Source organism: Grimontia sp. AD028 (assembly GCF_000973155.1).
GTDB lineage: Bacteria > Pseudomonadota > Gammaproteobacteria > Enterobacterales > Vibrionaceae > Enterovibrio > Enterovibrio indicus.
Genome location: NZ_LASY01000032.1, coordinates 22,285 through 42,336, shown reverse-complemented (window position 1 = coordinate 42,336; position 20,052 = coordinate 22,285). Strand labels below are relative to the sequence as shown.

General features: G+C 41.6%; 12 protein-coding genes. 7 read left to right on the top strand and 5 right to left on the bottom strand.

What is annotated here, in order from left to right; all coding sequences use genetic code 11:
* The first annotated feature begins 103 nt into the window (after positions 1-103).
* A complete protein-coding gene (locus tag RN22_RS08130) occupies positions 104-445 on the top strand; it encodes a PilZ domain-containing protein (RefSeq protein ID WP_046303860.1) in 342 nt (113 codons plus the stop codon).
* Positions 446-610: 165 nt separating this feature from the next.
* Entirely contained in the window at positions 611-958 is a 348-nt protein-coding gene (locus RN22_RS08125; protein ID WP_046303859.1) for a hypothetical protein, read from the top strand.
* 88 nt (positions 959-1,046) lie between these two features.
* Here the strand turns inward: RN22_RS08125 and rarD are convergent, their stop codons facing one another.
* The gene (rarD, locus tag RN22_RS08120; RefSeq protein WP_046303858.1) at positions 1,047-1,946 is read right to left on the bottom strand and encodes an EamA family transporter RarD; all 900 of its coding nucleotides are present in this window, start codon (positions 1,944-1,946) and stop codon (positions 1,047-1,049) included.
* 666 nt (positions 1,947-2,612) lie between these two features.
* Here rarD and RN22_RS08115 point away from each other — a divergent pair.
* Both RN22_RS08115 and RN22_RS08110 read left to right on the top strand, forming a co-directional pair.
* Entirely contained in the window at positions 2,613-3,689 is a 1,077-nt protein-coding gene (locus RN22_RS08115) for an RES family NAD+ phosphorylase (RefSeq protein ID WP_046303857.1), read from the top strand.
* A 191-nt stretch (positions 3,690-3,880) separates the two neighbouring features.
* Positions 3,881-4,342, top strand: a complete 462-nt coding sequence (locus RN22_RS08110) for a hypothetical protein (RefSeq protein WP_046303856.1) — start codon at positions 3,881-3,883, stop codon at positions 4,340-4,342.
* A gap of 60 nt (positions 4,343-4,402) precedes the next feature.
* On the opposite strand, the gene RN22_RS08105 is transcribed toward RN22_RS08110, so the two are convergent.
* Entirely contained in the window at positions 4,403-6,121 is a 1,719-nt protein-coding gene (locus tag RN22_RS08105) for an RluA family pseudouridine synthase (protein WP_046303866.1), read from the bottom strand.
* A gap of 266 nt (positions 6,122-6,387) precedes the next feature.
* Between RN22_RS08105 and RN22_RS08100 the strand changes: the two genes are divergently transcribed.
* From RN22_RS08100 to RN22_RS08090, 3 genes are all read left to right on the top strand, one after another.
* Positions 6,388-8,133, top strand: a complete 1,746-nt coding sequence (locus RN22_RS08100; protein WP_046303855.1) for a ShlB/FhaC/HecB family hemolysin secretion/activation protein — start codon at positions 6,388-6,390, stop codon at positions 8,131-8,133.
* Positions 8,134-8,154: 21 nt separating this feature from the next.
* On the top strand, positions 8,155-12,753 hold the full coding sequence (locus RN22_RS25590; RefSeq protein WP_046303854.1) for a filamentous hemagglutinin N-terminal domain-containing protein: 4,599 nt from the start codon (positions 8,155-8,157) through the stop codon (positions 12,751-12,753).
* A gap of 61 nt (positions 12,754-12,814) precedes the next feature.
* Complete coding sequence (locus tag RN22_RS08090; RefSeq protein ID WP_046303853.1) at positions 12,815-17,305, top strand: filamentous hemagglutinin N-terminal domain-containing protein; 4,491 nt, start codon at positions 12,815-12,817, stop codon at positions 17,303-17,305.
* Positions 17,306-17,375: 70 nt separating this feature from the next.
* On the opposite strand, the gene RN22_RS08085 is transcribed toward RN22_RS08090, so the two are convergent.
* From RN22_RS08085 to RN22_RS08075, 3 genes are all read right to left on the bottom strand, one after another.
* On the bottom strand, positions 17,376-18,674 hold the full coding sequence (locus RN22_RS08085) for an alpha/beta fold hydrolase (protein ID WP_046303852.1): 1,299 nt from the start codon (positions 18,672-18,674) through the stop codon (positions 17,376-17,378).
* A gap of 37 nt (positions 18,675-18,711) precedes the next feature.
* A complete protein-coding gene (locus tag RN22_RS08080) occupies positions 18,712-19,413 on the bottom strand; it encodes a PilZ domain-containing protein (protein ID WP_002541854.1) in 702 nt (233 codons plus the stop codon).
* A gap of 212 nt (positions 19,414-19,625) precedes the next feature.
* The gene (locus RN22_RS08075) at positions 19,626-20,051 is read right to left on the bottom strand and encodes a thiol-disulfide oxidoreductase DCC family protein (RefSeq protein ID WP_046303851.1); all 426 of its coding nucleotides are present in this window, start codon (positions 20,049-20,051) and stop codon (positions 19,626-19,628) included.
* Position 20,052 lies beyond the last annotated feature (1 nt).

The following is a 20,052-nucleotide window of genomic DNA, read 5'->3' as shown; positions in this document are numbered from 1 at the left end:
GCCGCGCCTAAAACGCTTATGGCTAGAACAAAATTTAACCACCAAAGGTCAACAGCCCCTAATATAAAAGATAGGAGTCCGGCAATCGGGAGTCAGCGCGCCGATGGAAAAAGACGAAGAACAAGAAGAACAGCACCGCAATTTCTTTAGGCTGAGATATAACGAGCCTGAAATGCCTACTTTCCTGTGGGATGGGGAATCATTCCGTGTGAGTGAGATTTCAGAGCAGGGTATCCGCATTGAAGTCAAAGCGGATACCCAGATTGTTGATGGGGAAGTGATTGCGGGCGTTATTCAATTTGACGATGGTGGCGAGATAGAAATCCAGGGTAAACCACTGAGAAGGGAGGAGGATGAGTTGGTCATCAAACTCCATCATGGGGTCGAACTCAGAATCATGAATAAAGAACAGATTCGAATAAGAAAAAAATATAGCCGCGACTGAACCTGATCTGGGTTCAGCTCTCGAATTTCCTCCGCTTTATCATTTGAAATCCTATGCCTTTCCTTCTTAAAAAAGGGAGAAAGGCAATGGAATGCTTGCCTTAAACTACGACATTAAGTGTTGGATAAATCAACTCGACATGAGCTTGTTCTCAAAGGATTTGGTATGGCTGATATGGCAAAAAATGCAAAATGCGCCTTGGTGTCTTGTTCTCTGTTTTTGACCAGCTTTGCACCTTCATCATTCGCGCTGGAATTGACTCAAGCACAAAAAGAAGAATTCGTGAACAGCACAGTGATGATGCTCGAAGCAGGCGGAATTCTGGGTTCTATTGCTAAATGCTCGGGTAAATCTGAGGGTGAACTAAAACAAGGGTACGAAGAAGTACTGTTCAAGTGCTACGACGAGATTAAGAGTTTTGACGACATCTCTGTCTGCCTGACGGAAAAAGTACCCAAGATGACGGGACTCACCGCGGAGCAACTGGATAAGTGCGTGCCGGACGATATGTGATTTGATCAAAAAGGGGGCATAACGCCCCCTTAACTTTTTCTAACGCAAAGCTTTACTAGAAAGCCAATCTGCCCAAGGCCAACAGCCCCTAGTGCTGCGGTAAGTCCGGCTTGGGTTTTACCTTCACCAGACTTTCGATAATGCTGATCGCCAAGCCCAGCCAAATCAGACCAAAGCTCACCGTTTTCACGTTATCAAATGTCTCACCAAATACTGCGACAGCCAGAACAAACTGCAATGAAGGTTCAATGTACTGCATAAAGCCAATCATCGACATTTGCGCATACTTCACCGCTTCAGAGAAGAAGAACAGCGGCAACAAAGTCACTGGCGCAGCGCCAAGGTAAAGCAGCAGAGTAGAGATATCGCCGGATACCGCCACACTGGTGCCTGAGCCCATCTTGTACGCCATGTAGATTGCCGCAATCGGCAGAAGCACAATGGTTTCCACCAACAGGCTTGAAATCGCATCATACTTCACATGACGCTTACACCAGCCATACAGCGCAAAACCCACTGCCATCAGCAATGCAGCAACAGGTAGCTCACCGTATTGCCAGATTTGATAGCTCAACCCCAAGGTGCCGAAAACCACAGCGGCTTTCTGCCCCAAAGAGAGCTTTTCATTAAACGCCACCACACCCAGTGCAATCACCAGAAGTGGGTTAATGAAATAGCCAAGGCTTGCATCCAACACGCGATCGTTGGTCATCGCCCATGTAAAGGCACTCCACGACACACACATCATGACAGAGGCAATGCCCGCAAAGAGAAACGAACGCTTGTCGGCAATCAGCGCTGCCCAGTTCGGCGACTTGGCTTTGCGCAGTTGAAGCACCAAAAGCAAAAATGGCAACGACGCGAGAATACGAAGTGCCAACAGCTCATCCATGGCTGCGTTGGGCAAAAATTGGTAATAGAGCGGCATTGCGCCCCACAACAGGAAGGCAACAGCCGCCATCACGTTACCAAAACGTGTTGGACTCATAGATAAATACCTGGATGAAAAGTGGTCAGAGGATGCGCGATTGTATAGCGAGATCGGGATTTGTAAAGTGACTAAGTTGAAAGAATGACGCGTTAGGATGTGGATTTTCGTGGACGTATGGAAACGGTGAATTTTTGGATGTTTTCAATGGTTAAAAAATCAGTTATCTAAGGGGATTAGGCGAAATCATTTAACATTCAAAGTTGAGTTTCTTGCTCGGAGATTTTGGTCTGCCAAAGCGTTCAGTCTGTGACTTTTAATTGCTTGATAGCCGTTGAGGTAAAATCCGTCGCCAATTCCGCTCTTAGTCCCTTCGTCTTAACAAGGGGAAGGTTAGTATGGAGGTTGGTTCTGACAAGGTTTTGCCTAAAAGTGAGTTAGCATTTCGACCATCTGAGCGCACGATTCATCTAACAAAATCTAAATTTTTCTTATTCATTTCAGCTATATAAATACACAGCACAATGTAAATAGTAAAAAAGCGCATGTTTTTAGTAAGGGACGCCCGTTTTCTCCCATTTAGGTCGCAACCATAAAAGTTAATTCACTGATTTTACATGCCTATATGGTAAGTTGGCATAAGTGTACGCGAACTAATCGAGCGTCTCGGTTTTGTACTAAACGGGAAAGCTGCCGCTAATAAGTTGTTAGGCAAATAGGTAAAATATGAATCAACAGTCCCTTCTTCGTGAAGAAATACTTCTTTGTTCCAATTGCTTTAATGATGAAGGCTTAAAAATCGATGCATATAAGGTAGGCAATGAATCTCAAGAAAAGTGCCCAAACTGTGGTACTTCAGGGGGGAGCAAGCTTACTAAAGATTTAATTAAAGGTTTGGCTTATCGTTTCTTTGTCAGTGGCACCACAATTCGTTGTGATTATGGTGCTGCGCCTGTAATTCAAACCAATGAGTATCATTATGGTAAAAGTGATATAAGTCCATCGGTATGGTTAAAGAAGGACATCAAATTGATAGAAGATGCGGCTCAAATTGGTTTTTTCCATTACGGTCCGCGTTTATGGATGATCGGTGAAGTTGAACCGCTCAAAGATTTACAAAACGAAAGCACACGAGACGGTATTATCAAACGAGTAATACACGAGTATCCCGAAAAAATAGTCCCTATCGGTACTAAATTTTACCGTTTGAGAATTAGCCCTAACAAACCTTCTGAGCCCATGGAATATGATAGTCCGCCAATTGAATTTTCAGGTAGAGGGCGCTTAGACTCATCAGATTTATCTGTGATGTACGGCTCCCAAGATCTTGACGTTTGTATTCATGAATGCCGAGCTTCGGTAGATGATGACATATATGTAGCTACGCTAAAAACTATTAAAAACTTGCGGTTGTTGGATCTGACTCATGTTCTGGAAGAGAGTTTGACAGAGTTTGAGAGTTTAGATATGGCTATACATATGTTGTTTTTAGCTAAGTCTCATTCCTATGAAATCTCCCGCGCCATAGTTAAGGCGGCTAAAAATGCAGGTTATGATGGCGTTATCTATCCTTCATTTTTCAGTTTAATTAGAACTGGAGGGCATCCATTCGAAACTTCTTATGGTCTGTCATTACGTAGGTATCACCCTGAACGAGAAAAGTATGCACAGGCTTACACCATAGAAAATTTGGCTCTTTTTGGTTTTCCACTACAGTCTCAGTTGGTAGAAATGGTTTCCATTAACCGGCTTATCATCACACACGTTGGGTACCAAGGACATTTCGGTCCTGTCGAGTATTAAGTTGAATCGATTGACAGTATTTGCCTAACAAGTTGCTCAAACGGACAAAAAAGCAGCTGGCTTTTGCTCGTTATTCGCTAATTTTTGCTAGCTATTTTATTGCCGCTTAGCAAGGCTTTAGGTAAAGAAGAATGCATTATTGGCAGGACAGGAATTTTTAGATACAAATGCATTAAGACAGGAGGCTAATCTTGGCGAAAACTTACGACTATAGCTTTCTTTGGAGGGCTAGACATCTAATACTGATCTTTGTTGCTGGTGCTGTTCCACTTACACTGGTAACTATAAAGCAGGGTATATCACCAATACTCGAGGATCCTTTAGTTATACTCGCTATTTGGGCTCTATTAAGTATAGGTGCGGTTGTTAGAATAATTAAAGAAAGGTCATTGACGAAATCAATTTCAATCAGTGGGAAAGAAGTTGTTCATATAAGAACTGATGGTGCAGTAAAAGAATTTACCATCGACAAAATATCAAATATTAAAATTTTGGATGTGTCACAAAGTTTAAATGGCTATAAAGAAAAAGAAATGATCCTTGAATTTAAGCAGGATGATGAAAAACTCATAGTGCCAGTGAACATTAGGCAGTTTGATGAGTTGTATTCGATTCTAGCTAATGAATTAAGCGGTAACCAAACTTCCATCTAACTTCCCCCTGAAAAGGGGGAAGAACTAAGAGCCAAACCCCAGCCTTAACCTTTAATCTTCCTAAAACCCACAATCCGCCTCAAACGTCATTCGCTTATGCGTATACGGATGATCAAACGATAACTGCTCAGCATGCAGGTGGAGGCGTGTATCCGGCTCTCCATAAAGTACATCGCCGACCATAGGCTTATTTAGTCCCTTCGAATGTGCGCAGTGAACGCGGAGCTGATGGGTGCGGCCGGTTTTAGGGTGCATGTAGAGTTTGCTGCGGTCGTTTTTCACTTCAATCAACTGCCAATAAGTGGTCGCGGGTTTGCCGTGTTCAAAACACACCAACTGGCGCGGTCTGTCGTCTGGATCGCCGCGCATCGGTAAGTTGATTTCACCTTGTTCTTGCTCAACCACACCTTCCACCATGGCGACATAGCGCTTTTCCACTCCTCGGGTGATGAACTGCTTTTGCAGGCTTTTGTTTGCACGACGGGTGAGTGCGAATACTAACAACCCAGATGTAGCCTGATCCAGTCGATGAAGCACAAAAGGGCCTTCTACTTCAGGGAACATTTCAATAACGCGGGTGTAGGCGGAGTCTTTAATCGTCTTGCCCGGCACGGAAAGCATGCCAGAAGGTTTGTTGACGACAACAATCGCTTCGTCCTGATAAACCACGTCCAGCGTTTTATCTTCTGCCCAGTTTTGCTCAAGTGGGTTTGGGTCAACCGTTAAGCCTTCCAGCATATGCCCAAGGATGGGATGACACTTTCCGTGGCAAGAAGGGTAGAACTTTTTGTGCTGACGCACTTCGGATTTTGGCGATACACCCCACCAAAATTCCGCCATCGCCAACGGTGTGTAACCGTGTTTATAAGCGAAGTGCAAGAGTTTAGGCGCTGCACACTCACCTGCCCCCGCTGGTGGCGTTGGGTTGGTGGTGGGCGCAAAGATCGCTTTGAGGGACTTCTCTTCGCCAAGCGCATTGAGGAAACGGTATTGCTCAAACAGCTTATTCTGAAGGGCATTTGAGAGCGTTTTACGTTGCTGTTTGGCGTGCTCAATATCTGTGGTTAATGCGCTGAGCTGTGATTCGATAGCGTGGGTCTTATCGTCCCACGCCATTTTCAGGTATTTAAGCGTGTTCTTCTCTGCCACGCTTTGCTTTGCCAGATGGTCCAAGGCAGTTTTCAGGGCATCACCCGTTAAGGTTTCTTCCGCCAGTTTTCGTTCTTGTTTTCGGGTGGCGCGGCCTTCAATCATGCGCTGGCGTTGCTGCTGTTCTTCTGCCTCGTATTCGATCTGCATTTGAGCAAGTTGAGCGCCCAACTGGGCTAACAAAGGATTGGTCGAAAGTGTGGATACCTGAGTGTTTAGCTCAGTGATCGCTTCCAGTTCTGTTCTGAAGAAACACTCTTCCGCCAGCATATCGAACACAGGTGGAACGAAGTGAGGCAGTAAGTTTTGGTCAGCAATTTTGCCGGAGAAGGCACTGAAATAGCCAAGTTCACCTTGAGGTGATCGCACTAACAGCACACCAAACATTTTGCCTGTGCCTTCGGCAGACTCTTCAAGTCTTGGAGCCAGAGCTTCGTCTAAACCGAAATTATGTTGCCAATCTGTCTGCCTTGCGAGGTGTTGTTGCAGTTCATCTGCTGCCAGTACACAAAGCGGATGTGGCTGATAGTAAAAGGGAAAGGTAAATGCACCTGGCAGTTCGAACTGCTCTGTCTCGCCTTGAAAGCGGGTGAACAATTCTTCAGGGGTAAATAGCATTTCTTGGTGCATGGTCTTCATCTATCAGCGCCTAGGTTGGGGGCGTGATTTTACCTGTTTAGGTGAGAAAAACCACGTCATTAAATGGCTTTGGATAAAGCCAGTTCTCCGATTTTAATCCATGATAAATATAATGTTTTTATGTTAATAAATCATTTATGTGACATATGGCTTGTTTGTGGGTCTATAGTTAAGTGAATTCCCCAGCATTGGTCTAAAAATTAGTTTGGGAACAGTGGTTTTTAATATCATCGAATTTGAGTTATTGGAAAGGACGTATGTTTACACGAGTGAAGATACAATGTTTATTACTACCTTTTTTATCTTTTTCTCATATTGAGTCAGCTTGGTCAGTTCAAGATATTGGAAGAGCGCTGGAAAGTAAAGATAAAGAAAAATACCTAAGAGAACTGCCTAATAGTTTAGAGGTGGAGAGTAAGTCTAATAAAAGAAATAACATAAGTGTAGATAGCAAAGACTATAAATTCCATGTGGAAGGTATTTTCGTTGATGGGTCCTCCGGATTAATTGAAAAAGTGGGTGCCGTTGAATACTTCGGAGGTTTTAAAGGTGCTTCGTACACATTTAACGAACTGCAGAAAATTGTTGATGATATAAATTCTAAATTATTTGAAGAAGGGTATGTAACAAGTAAGTTTTACTTTCCTCCTCAAGATGTCACTGAAGGTAATGTCGTAGTTAAATTTATTGAAGGTGTTATTGATAAGCCAGGGACGTTAGAATTAAATTCGAGTTTTCTAGGAAATGATGATGAAAGTTATATTTATGATTTCATTGAGAAAAACCTTAATGACGGGGATGTGCTTGATAACGACGATATAGAAAGGAATCTTTTATTGCTTTCTGATCTTCCTTCATTCTCAGTAAGTGGAAATCTAAAGCCTGGGAAATATGAAAACAGTACAAGAATTGAATTAGATATAAGTAAAGATGACACATTGAATCTTGTCACTAGTGTGGATAATTATGGTTCGAGATACACTGGTGAATACAGATATATAGCGGGATTGACATGGAACAACCCAACCTCAATTAAGGACCGACTATCGTTTTCCTTACTTAAATCTGGTGGGATGGGAGATCAGATTTATGGGCAAGTTAACTATCAAAATTACATTGGCTACTCAGGACTCAATTTGAAGTTAAGCCAAAGCTGGATGGAGTCAGAGTTTGGTGGTGTATTCGAACCTCTAGATTCAGTAAGCAAGGCAAGCGTAAGCAATATATCGATTTTCTATCCAGTGATTAAGACAAGAAGTAAATCGTTGGATGTGTTTGTTTCTTACGATAAAAAGAATCTGAAAGATGAGCTTTTAGGAATCAAAACTAACCATAGAGAAATTGACCGAGGAGCTATTGGTGCTAATTTCCATTTCAATGATGAGTTAATTATAGGCGCTTACAATATAGGGAAAATTTCCTACTACAATGGATATTTAGATCTATCAAAAGTATATGGCTCTTATGAGTCTGACCAAGCTCTAGGGGGAGCGAAAACACACGGGTCATTTGAAAAGCTCACCTATTTTATTAGAAGAATACAAAACTTGGGTATGAACATCACTGCTATTTTTGATTTAGATGGACAAGAAGCGTTTAATAATTTAAATAGTGCGGAAAAATATGCATTAGGTGGCGTTTATGGAGTTAGGGCCTATCCGGATGGTGAATTATCCGGAGATAATGCTTTAAGAATGGCTTTGGACATAAAGTATAGACTTCCAACGTCATTGTTCAATTCAGATTATTACTTATCTACTTTCTACGATTGGGGTGTGGTAGATAGATATTATGATTCAGATAACATTCCAACAGACAGAAAGAATAAAGTCTCGATACAAGGTGCTGGGTTGGGGCTAGAAATAAGCAGTAAGGAAAATTTTCGATTTTCTTTGATGTTGGCAAAGCAATTAAAGCGAGATTATGAATATTTTAATGAATATAACAGCGATGGTACGAAAGACCGCGAGAGGCTTCTAGCTAGTTTTTCATATGAGTTTTAATTAATTTATAGGGGTATCAGTATGAAGATAAGAACCTTTGAAGCTAAATCAAACTCTTTCGTAGTGAGTATAATTGTATTTTCTTGTTTTTCATCAATAAACTTTGAATCTTTAGCTGACTCTAGTTTGCCAGAAGGTGGTGTCATTATTGCTGGTGACGGTAGTTTTGAAATTAATGGTAAGACACTGAACATCCACCAAATGACACCAAAAATGATTACAGAGTGGATGGCGTTTAATATTGGTGAAAATTCCTCTGTGAATTTTATCCAGCCTGACAAGAACGCCATCTCTCTAAATAGGGTGATCTCTGAAAACCCTTCGAAGATTTTAGGAAATCTGTCCGCTAACGGACAAGTGTTTCTAGTCAACAGTAATGGAGTGCTTTTTGGCGGAAATTCGTCAGTAGACGCTGGCGGCCTTCTGGTTTCGACATTGGATATAGAGAATGAGAAGTTTTTGCAAGAAAACTATGAATTCAAAAATGGAGAAGGCTCTGGGAGCATTGTTAATTTTGGTGATCTCACAGCCAATCACGGTAGTTACATCGCATTGATTTCGCCAAATATATCTAACAATGGGGAAATACAAGCTCACCAAGGAAACATTGCACTGATTTCTGGTGATAAAGTCGATATAGATTTTGGTAGAGATGGACTTATAACCTATGAAGTAGATAGTGGCTTGATTAATTCTCTTGTTGAAAATAAAGGGACCATTCTTTCGAGAGGTGGCACTGTTATCATGAGTGCTAAGGCCAGAGATAAATTAACAGATGCAATCGTCAATAATAGGGGAGTTATTAAAGCTAAAGGGTTCTCATCCCATAACGGTAGAGTGTACCTTCATTCAGAAGGTGGTACTACAATTAATTCCGGAAATATTGATGTATCTAGTGAATATGGCATTGGTGGAAGTATCCGACATACTGGGAAAAGTGTAATTTCGGAATCGGGTTCAATATATGATGCATCAGGCGACCTTGGCGGTGGAGAAATCGAAATTGGTGGTAGTTGGCAAAATACCGACTTCAACGTAATTCAATCTGATTACACAACTATAGAGTCTGGAACCGTAGTAAAGGCTAATTCGATAAAAAGTGGTAATGGAGGAAGGATAGTTATTTGGTCCAACATAAATAGTATGGACGGAAAAACTACGGTTAATGGAAGGCTGGAAGCCAAAGCTGGCACAAAAGGAGGTAATGGAGGCAACATTGAAACCTCCGGGCGACATATTGATCTGGATGATATTGAAATAGATTTAACATCTACTCATGGCAGTAATGGAACTTGGTTGATCGATCCAACCGATATCATTATTCGAGATGGCATAACAACAACACCGGGTGAGAGTGATTTACCAAATTATGAAGGAAAGACTGATACTTCATATATACTTTCTTCAGATATTGAAGCTCAGTTGAATGTAGGGACTAATGTTATTATCCAAACAGGCTCATCAGGTAGTGAAACGGGCACTATAAGAGTAAATGGTGCAATATCAAAGACGAGCGGTGGTGATGCATCTATCACTTTGAAGTCTCACAATAACATTTTTGTGTATAGAGCAATCGATTCGACATCGGGTAAACTGGACATCGTTCTCCAGTCCAACATTGATGATACTACTGGTGGTGTTGTTGTTAGAGGGAGTAGTACACATATTGATACAAATGGTGGTGATTTTACAGTTACTGGAGGCTCTAATGGTACAGACGGGGCTGAAGCAAGTTCCGGAAGTCAATCGGGTTTTGACTACGGAAATGGAGCCACAATTAATACTCAAGGTGGGAACGTTTTAATAAACGCTAACGGTCAAGACTTAGTAGGAGTTAATTTTTCAAACGGAACAATTAACTCCGGTCTGGAAGGTGGAATACATATTTTATCTAAAGGAACAGGAACGCCTTTTCTCATCAAAGAAAACGCCAGTGGGCCGGTAAGGTTGATCGCAGGAAGCGGAGGGTTAAGAATTGATGTTGAAACTTCAGGAGGTACTTTATCTAAAGATGCATTAAGTTTAGGTAATAACTTGGATAGCATCAATGGTCAGCATCTTTTACAAGCTATTGATGGAAATATAGTAATAAACTCCTACACTCATGGTGGTGATAGTATCGCTACAACTAATAATGCTTTTTATTCAAGAGCTGATGTAAAGATCGAGACTGTATCTAGTGGGGATATAGAATTAAATCTGCATTCTGAAACCGGTGCTGGTTTAAAATTTGATGACAAGTTAGAGATAGCATCTGCTGGAAATTTGAATATAAATGCAAAAAGTGATTTTGATCATGCAATCCAATCAGTAGACCTAAGAAATGATGGCTTTAACGATTCTTTGTTTAAATCAAATACTGGAAATGTTTCGATAAGTGCAGAAACGTTAGATTCTCATGGTATTTACTTTAAAAATGGTAATGTTAACTTCCAATCAGGCTCAGGGAATATAAGTGTCCTAGCTAACAACCTGGATACAACAGACTCTAACACTAATTATAGTGGCTCTGGAGAACTGACAATATCAACAAACCATGTCAATCGTAAGATTTTCGTTGGAAATAGTGGTGATGGGCTTATACTATCATCAAACTTTTTTGATAATGAAATGTTGGATGGTTTTTCATCTATAAATGTTGGAGTGTTGGAACACGCCGGAGGTCTTCACATTCTAGAGGATTTGCATTTAGACAGTGCGTTGAAACTATCACAAGGTAGCGGTGGCATTGCGATTGATTCAAGGGTATCTACTGCTTTATCTAAAGGATTGACAATTGAAAATAATAGTATTACGACACAAGGTGAATTAGGATATATAACCTCAGGGTCTCTTCTATTAATTGGCACCGGTACTCATATACTAAATAATCATAGCAATGATGTAGATGTCTTTGCAGCTAATACAGGGGCAATAAACTACATAGATTCTAACGGATTAGATATAAATACAGTCGATGGTGTAGATGGAATCGTATCCACAGGTGATATATCTATAAAAACCATTAGCTCCAATAAAGAAGATGATTTGTTAATTTCCAAATCTATTATAACTACATCTGATTCGGATAACGCATTATTGTTAAATTCAGGTGTTAATGAAACTGCAGGAGACAGTCAATTATTGCCTGACCGTGCTGATATAATTTTCAACGAGGGTCAAATAATAGTTGGAGATGGCGGAAGAGCTTTATTGTTGACCGGGAGTATTTATGGAAGTAGAAGTTTGGCGTCAGAAATAATTCCTGGCAATTTTCGTTACGGAAGTGATGAAACGATAACGAATTATACTTCTCAATTAGGTTCAGGTGTTTATCAAATATATAGAGAAAGACCAGAATTGTCAGTATCTATAAAAGATACTACGTCAAATTTTAACGGTATAGGATTTGAATCTGTACAGTTTGACACTATCGGCTACATTAATAACGATGGAAGCATTAGCCCATCAGAGTTAATATTTGGCGGTACAGGTATAGGAGCAATAGAACCTGGTACCTACACGTTAGAAGCCCTGGCTAGTTCTCTAGGTTATAGAGTCAGCTCTAACGAAGCAACTTTGGAAATACTCCCTTCTGAGGAAATCGCTGTTCCTGATAATGAATCACCGACTTTCATCCCGGAATTACTCGAACCAAATCTAGAACCATCACTAGAGCTGAGTTTTGAAAATGAACAAGACACTGAGGCATTGATTAGCTTTAATTCTGTGGATTCAGGAGAAACTGCCGTTAATAGCGAAGAAGATACTTCAATATCTGGAAATACGGCGGTAGTCGATTCATTTCAATGGTCAATTGAAGAACTAAAACCTAGTGATTCAGACATCATAAAAACAATTAAAGGCTTTGAGCCTGGTTTAGATAAAATAGACATTTCGAACGTGTTTGAAGAAATGGGCGTGTCCACTGTCAGTGAAATATTTAACAACATAAATATTAATAGTTCCGGTGGGAATGTTGAAATTGAAATGTCGATTGACCCTGAATTAGGAAATAGTAAAATTGTAATTGAAGGGTTAACAATAGATGAGTTGATCGGTGTGGATACATCCACTTATTCTCAAGAGGAGATTATAGAGCTTCTTATGTTCTCAGGTGAATTAGTTGTTTTAAATGAAAATTCTACGCAACTTGGATCTTCTCTCGACGATGTAATGGTAGCTTCTGATAAAGGACAAACTCTTTTCTCCGGAAAAGGTAATGATACTCAACTAGGTAGTGTCGGACCGGACATACTGGTCGGGGGGAAAGGCAGAGATACCTTAACGGGTGGTAAAGGTAATGACATTTTCTCGTGGTCATCTTTTGATCATAGCGAAGATATTGTAACAACAGATACAGTGAAAGATTTTAATATTAATGATGACGAAATACATCTATATGATTTGATCGAAGATGAGTATCTCACAGCGTCGGATAGCACTGTTCTTAAGGATTATATTGAACCAATGTTCACATCGGATGGACTGGAATTACATATTTATGAATCTAGCGGAATCAAAGTACAAGTTATAAACTTGGAAAGGGTCAGCCCTTCAACTCTCGGTGTTGAAGCTACAGATAATTCAGATGTTATTTTAGGTGCTTTGCTTGAATTTAATGCCATCATTTTAAAATAATGGCATTTTTTCTAAAGCATCAAGGCTTTAATTCTTATAAACTAGGTGAGCGAGTATTATAATGAATACAAGTTATAAAATGACTTCTATGTCTTTATTTAAAAGACTGTCTTATAAAATACATTTTGTAAGAGTTATTTCTGGTGTTTTTATTGTTTCGGGATCATGCACTTTTCCTAACAATACTTTAGCTAGTAACGAACTGCCTAGTGGAGGAGTTATTGTCGCTGGGAAAGGGAGGCTTGAATATAATGGCAACGTACTGAATGTAAGCCAGTTAACACCAAAAATGATCAACGACTGGTTGGCTTTCAACATCGGAGAAGAAGCATCTGTCAATTTCATTCAACCCGATAAAAACTCAATTTCATTAAATAGGGTTATTTCTGATAATCCATCAAAAATCCTTGGGAATTTATCGGCAAATGGGCAGGTTTATTTGGTTAATGCCAACGGTATTATTTTTGGAGGTAATGCGTCTGTCGATACAGCTGGTTTATTGGCATCAACGCTTCACATTGATAATGAGAGTTTTCTCTCTGGTCAATACCAGTTTTATGGTGGTGAAGAAGCGGGCTCTATTGTAAATCTAGGAGACATTTCTGCTGGGGATGGAGGGTACGTAGCATTTATCTCTCCTCACATATCAAACTTTGGTGAGTTGGAAGCTAATCAGGGTTCGATTTCTCTTATTTCTGGTGACAAAGTCAATATCGATTTCGATGGCGATGGGCTAATTACCTATCAAATCGAGCAAGGGCTTTTAAACTCTCTTTTATCCAATAAAGGGTCAATTGTTGCGCGCAATGGTACTGTAATCATGAGTTCAAAGGCAAGGGGAGCTATATCGGATTCTATCGTAAACAATGAGGGTGTAATTCAAGCTACAAGCTTTTCCTTAAAAGGCGGTAGGGTATACCTTCATGCTGAAGGTGGCCAATCAATAAATGCTGGTGTCATAGATGTTTCTAGCGAAATGGATACCGCGGGGAGTATTCGCCATACGGGGAATACAGTGATTGCAAAAACTGGTTCGCAATATCATGCTTCTGGATCTTTAGGCGGCGGGAAAATAGAAATTGGGGGGAGCTGGCAAAATTCTGACTCTGAAGTTGGTCAAGCGCAAAGTACGGTTGTCGAATCTGGTAGCTTACTTTCAGCAAATGCAGAAACTCTCGGTAACGGGGGCCAGGTCGTTATTTGGTCAGACTTAAATGATCTAGCAGGCGAAACACGAGTACATGGTACGATTGAATCCACTGGCGGTATTGAGGGTGGAAATGGTGGTCATGTAGAAACATCTGGTAGGTTAATATCGCTAAATGGTATTCGATTAGATCTGAAAGCATCAAATGGTAACAATGGTTTGTGGCTAATAGATCCTACCGATATTACTATCCGTGATGCAGGTACAACAACACCTGGCAGTTCTGATTTGCCTAACTATGAAGGTGCAACGGATAGTTCGTTTATCACAACTGCCGATATTGAAACCCAGTTAAACGCTGGTACAGATGTGGTTATTCAAACAGGTGGTTCCGGAACTCAAGTCGGCAATATCCGGGTAAACGGGGCAATCGAGAAGACTTCGGGACAAGACGCATCATTAACTCTAAAAGCTCATAAAAATATATTTGTCACCAAAAAAATTGCATCAACATCTGGAAAGTTAGATATCCAACTTCAATCTAATATTGATGATACTGATGGTGGTGTTGTTATTTCTGGCAATGGCACAGATCTTGTCACCAATGGGGGAAATGTTACAGTTACAGGTGGGTCAAATGGCTTAGATGGTACAAAAGCAAGTGGTGGTACACAGGCTGGTTTTGTTTTACAGAATCTAGCTTCAATAACGACAAATGGCGGTGACGTATACATAAAGGCTAATGGTAATGGGCTTTTTGATGGAGTGCGACTGAAGTCTTCTTCAATTGATGCTGGATCTACAGGTGGTATTCATCTCATTGGGTCGGGTGACAATAGTCTTGGTATCGCCGTAATTGAAAATGATATTGGCGCAGATGGGAATACAGACCCAACGAGTATTATCGCTGGTACAGGTGGCCTAAAAATAGAGGCGAACGGGAAGGGATACTCTTCGAGCAAAACCGGAATGATCATTGGCTATGGCTCATTGGAGGCAACACAAGCGCACGAGTTTAAATCAATTGGAGGAGATGTCGAAATTATAGCCACGTCTTCAGGTCCTAGCGGACAGGCCGATGGTAGCAGCGGCCTGTTTTCTAAAACAAAGTCAAAGTTTGTGACTACTGAAAATGGTGACATAACTTTTGATCTACAAGGCATACATGGTGCAGGACTAGTGTTGGATGGTGAGTTTATTGTCAGTTCTGCTGGAAATATTAACTTAAATGCCAGTAGTGATAATGCCAGAGCAATTATATCTAAAGATACTCAATTGAATCAGGCTAACAACGTGGTATTTCAAACAGGCTCTGGAGATATTAGCATTTCTGCAGTGTCAGATGATGTCAAAGCGATAAACCTTGAACACGGAAACTATAATTTCCAGTCTATCGATGGAAATATCAGCCTTATTACGGATGGTTTTGATTTTAGTTCTTCGAACAGCACAAGATTTAGTAGTATTGGTGAGTTTACTGTTAGTACTAGTACTTATGATAAAAATATTTCAATAGGCGGGTCTGGATCTGGTCTAATATTGAGTGCTGCATTATTTGGTGATCAGATATCGAATACTTTCTCAACTGTTAATATAGGGGAGGCCACTCATATTGGAGGGCTTTCTGTTGATGAGGATTTATTGCTGAATACTAACTTGTCTCTTCTGCAGGGGGAGGGCGACATTTCAATTAATGCAAAGGTATCTGTCCCTCCGTCCGGAACGATAAGTGTGCAAACAAATGGAAACTCAACCCAGAGTGCGGATGGCGCTTTAATAGGGAATAATCTGTTACTTTTGGGGAGCGGGACACACACTTATAACAGCACCTTAAATGATGTTAATACCATCGCTGCCAATACTGGCAACCTTTTATATATCGACCAGGATGGTCTAAACATAAATTCGGTTTCCGGTGTTGAAGGTATAAATGCGACCGGAACTATTTCACTGAGTACACTAAGTGACAGTGATGATGACGATATACATATATTTGAATCTATTATTACCACAGATAATACTCAAAATGCATTGCTAATCCATGCTGGGGTAAACGAAGCAGCAGGTGATACGTCGTTGCTATCAAGTCGTGCCGACATCATCTATAACAATGGAACAATCCAGGTGGGTGACGGCGGTCGAGCCACTTTCTTGACTGGCAGTGTTGCTGGTAGTACTAACTTGACGTCTTTGATAGAAGGCGGAAACTTTCGATACGGCAGTGATGAAAATACCACAAATTATACTGCTGCTCTTGGTAGTGGACTCTACCAAATATACCGCGAGCGACCAACACTTAATGTGGCAGTCGATAACATCTCAAAAACCTATGATAGTGAAGCTTTTACTGAAGGAAGCTACACCGCCACGGGCTACTTGAACAACGATGATGACAACAATCATTTAGATATTGTTTACGGAGGTACAGGGGTCGGTGTTATCAACGCCGGTGATTATACGCTTACAGCGACGAGTGCAAATAGTGGATTAGGTTATGATGTAGTCACTTCGGATGGTAGCCTAACTGTCAACAAATCGGTTTTAGTTGTGACAGCACCAAGTGAAACCATATACGAAAATGGCCAGCCTTATACCCCGTCTGGGGAAATCAATTATCAAGGATTTGTTGGTAATGAAGGGATAGATAACCTCAACGGTGAAGCTGTGTTTTCCGGGGAAGCTGTAAGTGCTATCGAACCAGGGACTTATGAGTTGTCTGTGTCTGGTTACGGTAGCGATAATTATATGATTGAGTATGTTGTTGGGCAGGTACATATAGTTAGCCAACCTATACCGCCCACGCCGACACCACCCGATGTTCCAGATGTTCCGGACTTCATCGGAGAAATCGTCACCGAAAGGCCAGATGTTTACGACCCAGACTTGAATGTTACGGGTGACCACACAATTGTTGATAATGATACTACTGTTACCAATCCTAGCGTTATTTCATTTGATGACTCGGTATTAGAAAATAGCGGTGTAGTTAATGAAGGATTATTGGCACTGGCGGTAGATTTCAAAGTTGTTGAGTATATTGATAGTGTCCCAAGAAATACCATGAAATCTATGTCTTTTATCCAGGCTACAGATGGTACTTTGGTCGTTGATAAGGAAACTTCATTTGGACTTGAGAGAGTACCTCAAGATCCTAAAAATATGTTGGTGGTTTCTCTAGAATCTGAGTATGACGATAAGCCAATGAGGTACAAAGTAGACTTGTTTGACAATGAAATTTCCATTAAGCCTCTTGATAAGATGTCTCAAATTCTTCTACAGAAGAACCGTAAGAAATTGATCTCAGATGTATTTTTGAATTTAAACGTAACACAAAACATTCAGCCAAATGACATTGAAGTGGTTCATCTCCTATTATATGGAGTATACACACATCAGGAAACATAATAGGGCATGTTTCAAAATTTAAAACAGCCTCTAATTTCTTCTGAGGCTGTTTTGTTTATCTATAGAAACGCTATTTAGTTGATATGTTTTTTATCTGTACTCCCATATCAATCAACTTATCCAGGATCCTTTCTCCATCAGCACGCAGACCATTGTGTTCATATTCGTTGGTGATCCATGCACGGCTGTTTGGAACGCCTTTCAGGGTTTCGCGTGAGTAATCCATTTCGACATACATGTCGTCGGCATAAACAGCACAGGTGACAGGCACCGTGTTTTCAGCGAGTTTCTCGACATCGTAAAGTGCAGGCCAATCTGATTTGGTCGCCAGTGCTTCTGCTGCCTGTTTGAGCGGCAGTAAATTTTGCATTTGGTCGAACATCCACGGATAAACCATCTCGCCTGTAAACAGGAAAGGTTTACCCGGTTCGTAATTAAACTCGGCGTATTCCGCATTGCGAATGCGGTGTGCAGACCAAACTGATGCTTCGCCCTGATTGTAAATTGGTTCATGCAGGAAAGCGTAAATCGGGTTTGTCTGATAGCTTTGTTCCGACAACATCGCCTGCAGGAAACTGACACTCAGTACTTTGCCTTGGGCGGTTTCTGTAAAGGCTTCTTCCAACAGGTAGTACATTGGCAGATTGGCACCGCTTCGGCCCAAATTGATGCCAATTTGTTGGAACTGTTCAACGGTAAAGGTCTGGCCGTTTGGCAGTTTCACATCGCGGGTTCGTAAGAACTCAGCAATTTCTGCGCAACGTCTTTGTGCGGATGGAAACTGGTCAAAGAAGGCTTTGTTTTTGTCTAACACACGTTGATAGGTGGCACGGTACACATCATCAGCATGACGGGTAAGAGAAGGCACACCGCCTGTGATGTAAACGCGATGCAGACTTTGCGGATAAAAAGAAAGGTAAGTGAGCGAGCAGAAACCACCAAAGCTTTGACCCAGAATTGACCATTTCTCAGCCCCTAATGCTTCACGAATGGCTTCAGCATCACGAACGATGTTGTCTGCACGGAACTGGCTGATGTATTCCACTTGCTTCGCGTCATCCATATGACTCAACGTCTGGTGAGTCAACGGCGAACTCATGCCTGTACCGCGCTGGTCCAGCAGCAATACACGGTGATCTTGCAGGGCGCGTTTCAGCCAGCCACTTTTTGAATCAGGACGCGGAGACGGAAATCCTGGACCACCCTGAAAGTAAACCAGCCAAGGTAGATTGGCGTCTGCTTTGGATAACTCCACCACCTCACGGGCAAACACGGTGATGCGAGTGCTATCTTTCTCGCTGTAGTTGAGCGGCAGGTCGAATTGGTGTTGACGAAAAAGCACGCCACTGTCGATAAAGGATTCTTGCATAACCTGTGTTCCTTGTCGTGAAGAGGAGAAGCGGCTGTCAGGAGACAGTTGAGACAGCGCTGGTGGAGTTATCAGCACTCAATTCGGACGCCAGAATGAGTTTAGCTAAGGTATCGCGAGATTTGCTTTTACTTGCGTCACTAAATTTAATGCCGAGTTGAACACCCTCGCCATTGCTGGTCACGTTCATGACCGTTCCTTCAAATTCCACGGGGTGATCAAACAGCGCATTGATGACAAAGCCGATGGTTTCACCTTCATCAATGAACTGGCTGTTGGACACGCGAATGGCACAACCGCTCAGCGAAAAGTCAGACAGCTTAGCCAAGGCTTTACGTCCATCAATAATGAGATGAACAATACGCGAAACAGCATATCTGGCATCAGAACGCATGCGGTGGATGCTCACTTGAGGTGGCAACGCTATCGCAATCATTTTCTCCGGGCGGTGTAATACGCTGAGAATATGAGATTTGAACGCAAAGATTTCACCGTAGCGTGATGAGGTTAACCCCCGCACAACCGCTTGCATGCCAGATGTGTCAGTCAGCAGCTTCGAGAGCTCAGGATCAGTGGGCGTTTCCAGCAGGATGTACTTTTTCTCGCGATATCCGATAAGGCGCGAGGCGCCACCAAACGCTTTGATCTTGTCTTTGTACCTAAGCTCGAAAGTCAAAGGTGTTCCAACAGGCAGCGTTGGTAGGAATGCTGAAGGTGTAAGAATATCAGTGGTTTTCATGTTTCAAATAGAGCAGTTGATGCGCATCGCTTATTTGGATGTACCTAAGCCATCTTCTTCTTAATGTTGCGACGCATAGTGTAGTGCACTGATGGTGAGGGTTAATGAAGATTTAGTCAATAGATTGAGGTGCTGCACAGAAATACATATTTATGATGAATAATCAGCAGGTTACCTAATTATTTGGTTGCTGAATGAGAGCGTTTGTTTTGTTAGTTTTTATGATTGTCGGGTTTTTCTTCGGCAATCGAACAAACGCCATTCTGGCAAGGCTCACATTTAGAACGGCCAGTGAAGAGGTATGAGATTTTGTAGCGGTTTCTGGCGAAGAAAAGATAGGCTTTGTCTGCAAACCAGCGGATCACAGGTAAACGCAATAGGCCAATCCAGCGCTTTTTCCCGACAAGAGACCAAGCTTTATGGGTGACATCTAGCCCTAGCAGCAAAGTACCATCGCTCAATTTTCCGTGCAGAATTTTGCTGGCTTCCATGGGGTCGATATCTGGAAACCTTGATTTGAAATCCGGTGCGAGAATATCTTCAAACTTTAAGCTTTCCGCTTGGTTAAGCGCGCGCAACTGATCCATTTCAGCCACGCAAAGTGGACAACTGCCATCGAAGAAAAGGGTGAAGGTCATC

Coding starts and splice junctions, on each gene's coding strand:
- RN22_RS08075 (WP_046303851.1), bottom strand. CDS start 20,051: ATGACCTTCACCCTTTTCTTCGATGGCAGTTGTCCACTTTGCGTGGCT.
- RN22_RS08085 (WP_046303852.1), bottom strand. CDS start 18,674: ATGCAAGAATCCTTTATCGACAGTGGCGTGCTTTTTCGTCAACACCAA.
- RN22_RS08125 (WP_046303859.1), top strand. CDS start 611: ATGGCTGATATGGCAAAAAATGCAAAATGCGCCTTGGTGTCTTGTTCT.
- RN22_RS08100 (WP_046303855.1), top strand. CDS start 6,388: ATGTTTACACGAGTGAAGATACAATGTTTATTACTACCTTTTTTATCT.
- RN22_RS08115 (WP_046303857.1), top strand. CDS start 2,613: ATGAATCAACAGTCCCTTCTTCGTGAAGAAATACTTCTTTGTTCCAAT.
- RN22_RS08130 (WP_046303860.1), top strand. CDS start 104: ATGGAAAAAGACGAAGAACAAGAAGAACAGCACCGCAATTTCTTTAGG.
- RN22_RS25590 (WP_046303854.1), top strand. CDS start 8,155: ATGAAGATAAGAACCTTTGAAGCTAAATCAAACTCTTTCGTAGTGAGT.
- RN22_RS08080 (WP_002541854.1), bottom strand. CDS start 19,413: ATGAAAACCACTGATATTCTTACACCTTCAGCATTCCTACCAACGCTG.
- rarD (WP_046303858.1), bottom strand. CDS start 1,946: ATGAGTCCAACACGTTTTGGTAACGTGATGGCGGCTGTTGCCTTCCTG.
- RN22_RS08090 (WP_046303853.1), top strand. CDS start 12,815: ATGAATACAAGTTATAAAATGACTTCTATGTCTTTATTTAAAAGACTG.
- RN22_RS08105 (WP_046303866.1), bottom strand. CDS start 6,121: ATGCACCAAGAAATGCTATTTACCCCTGAAGAATTGTTCACCCGCTTT.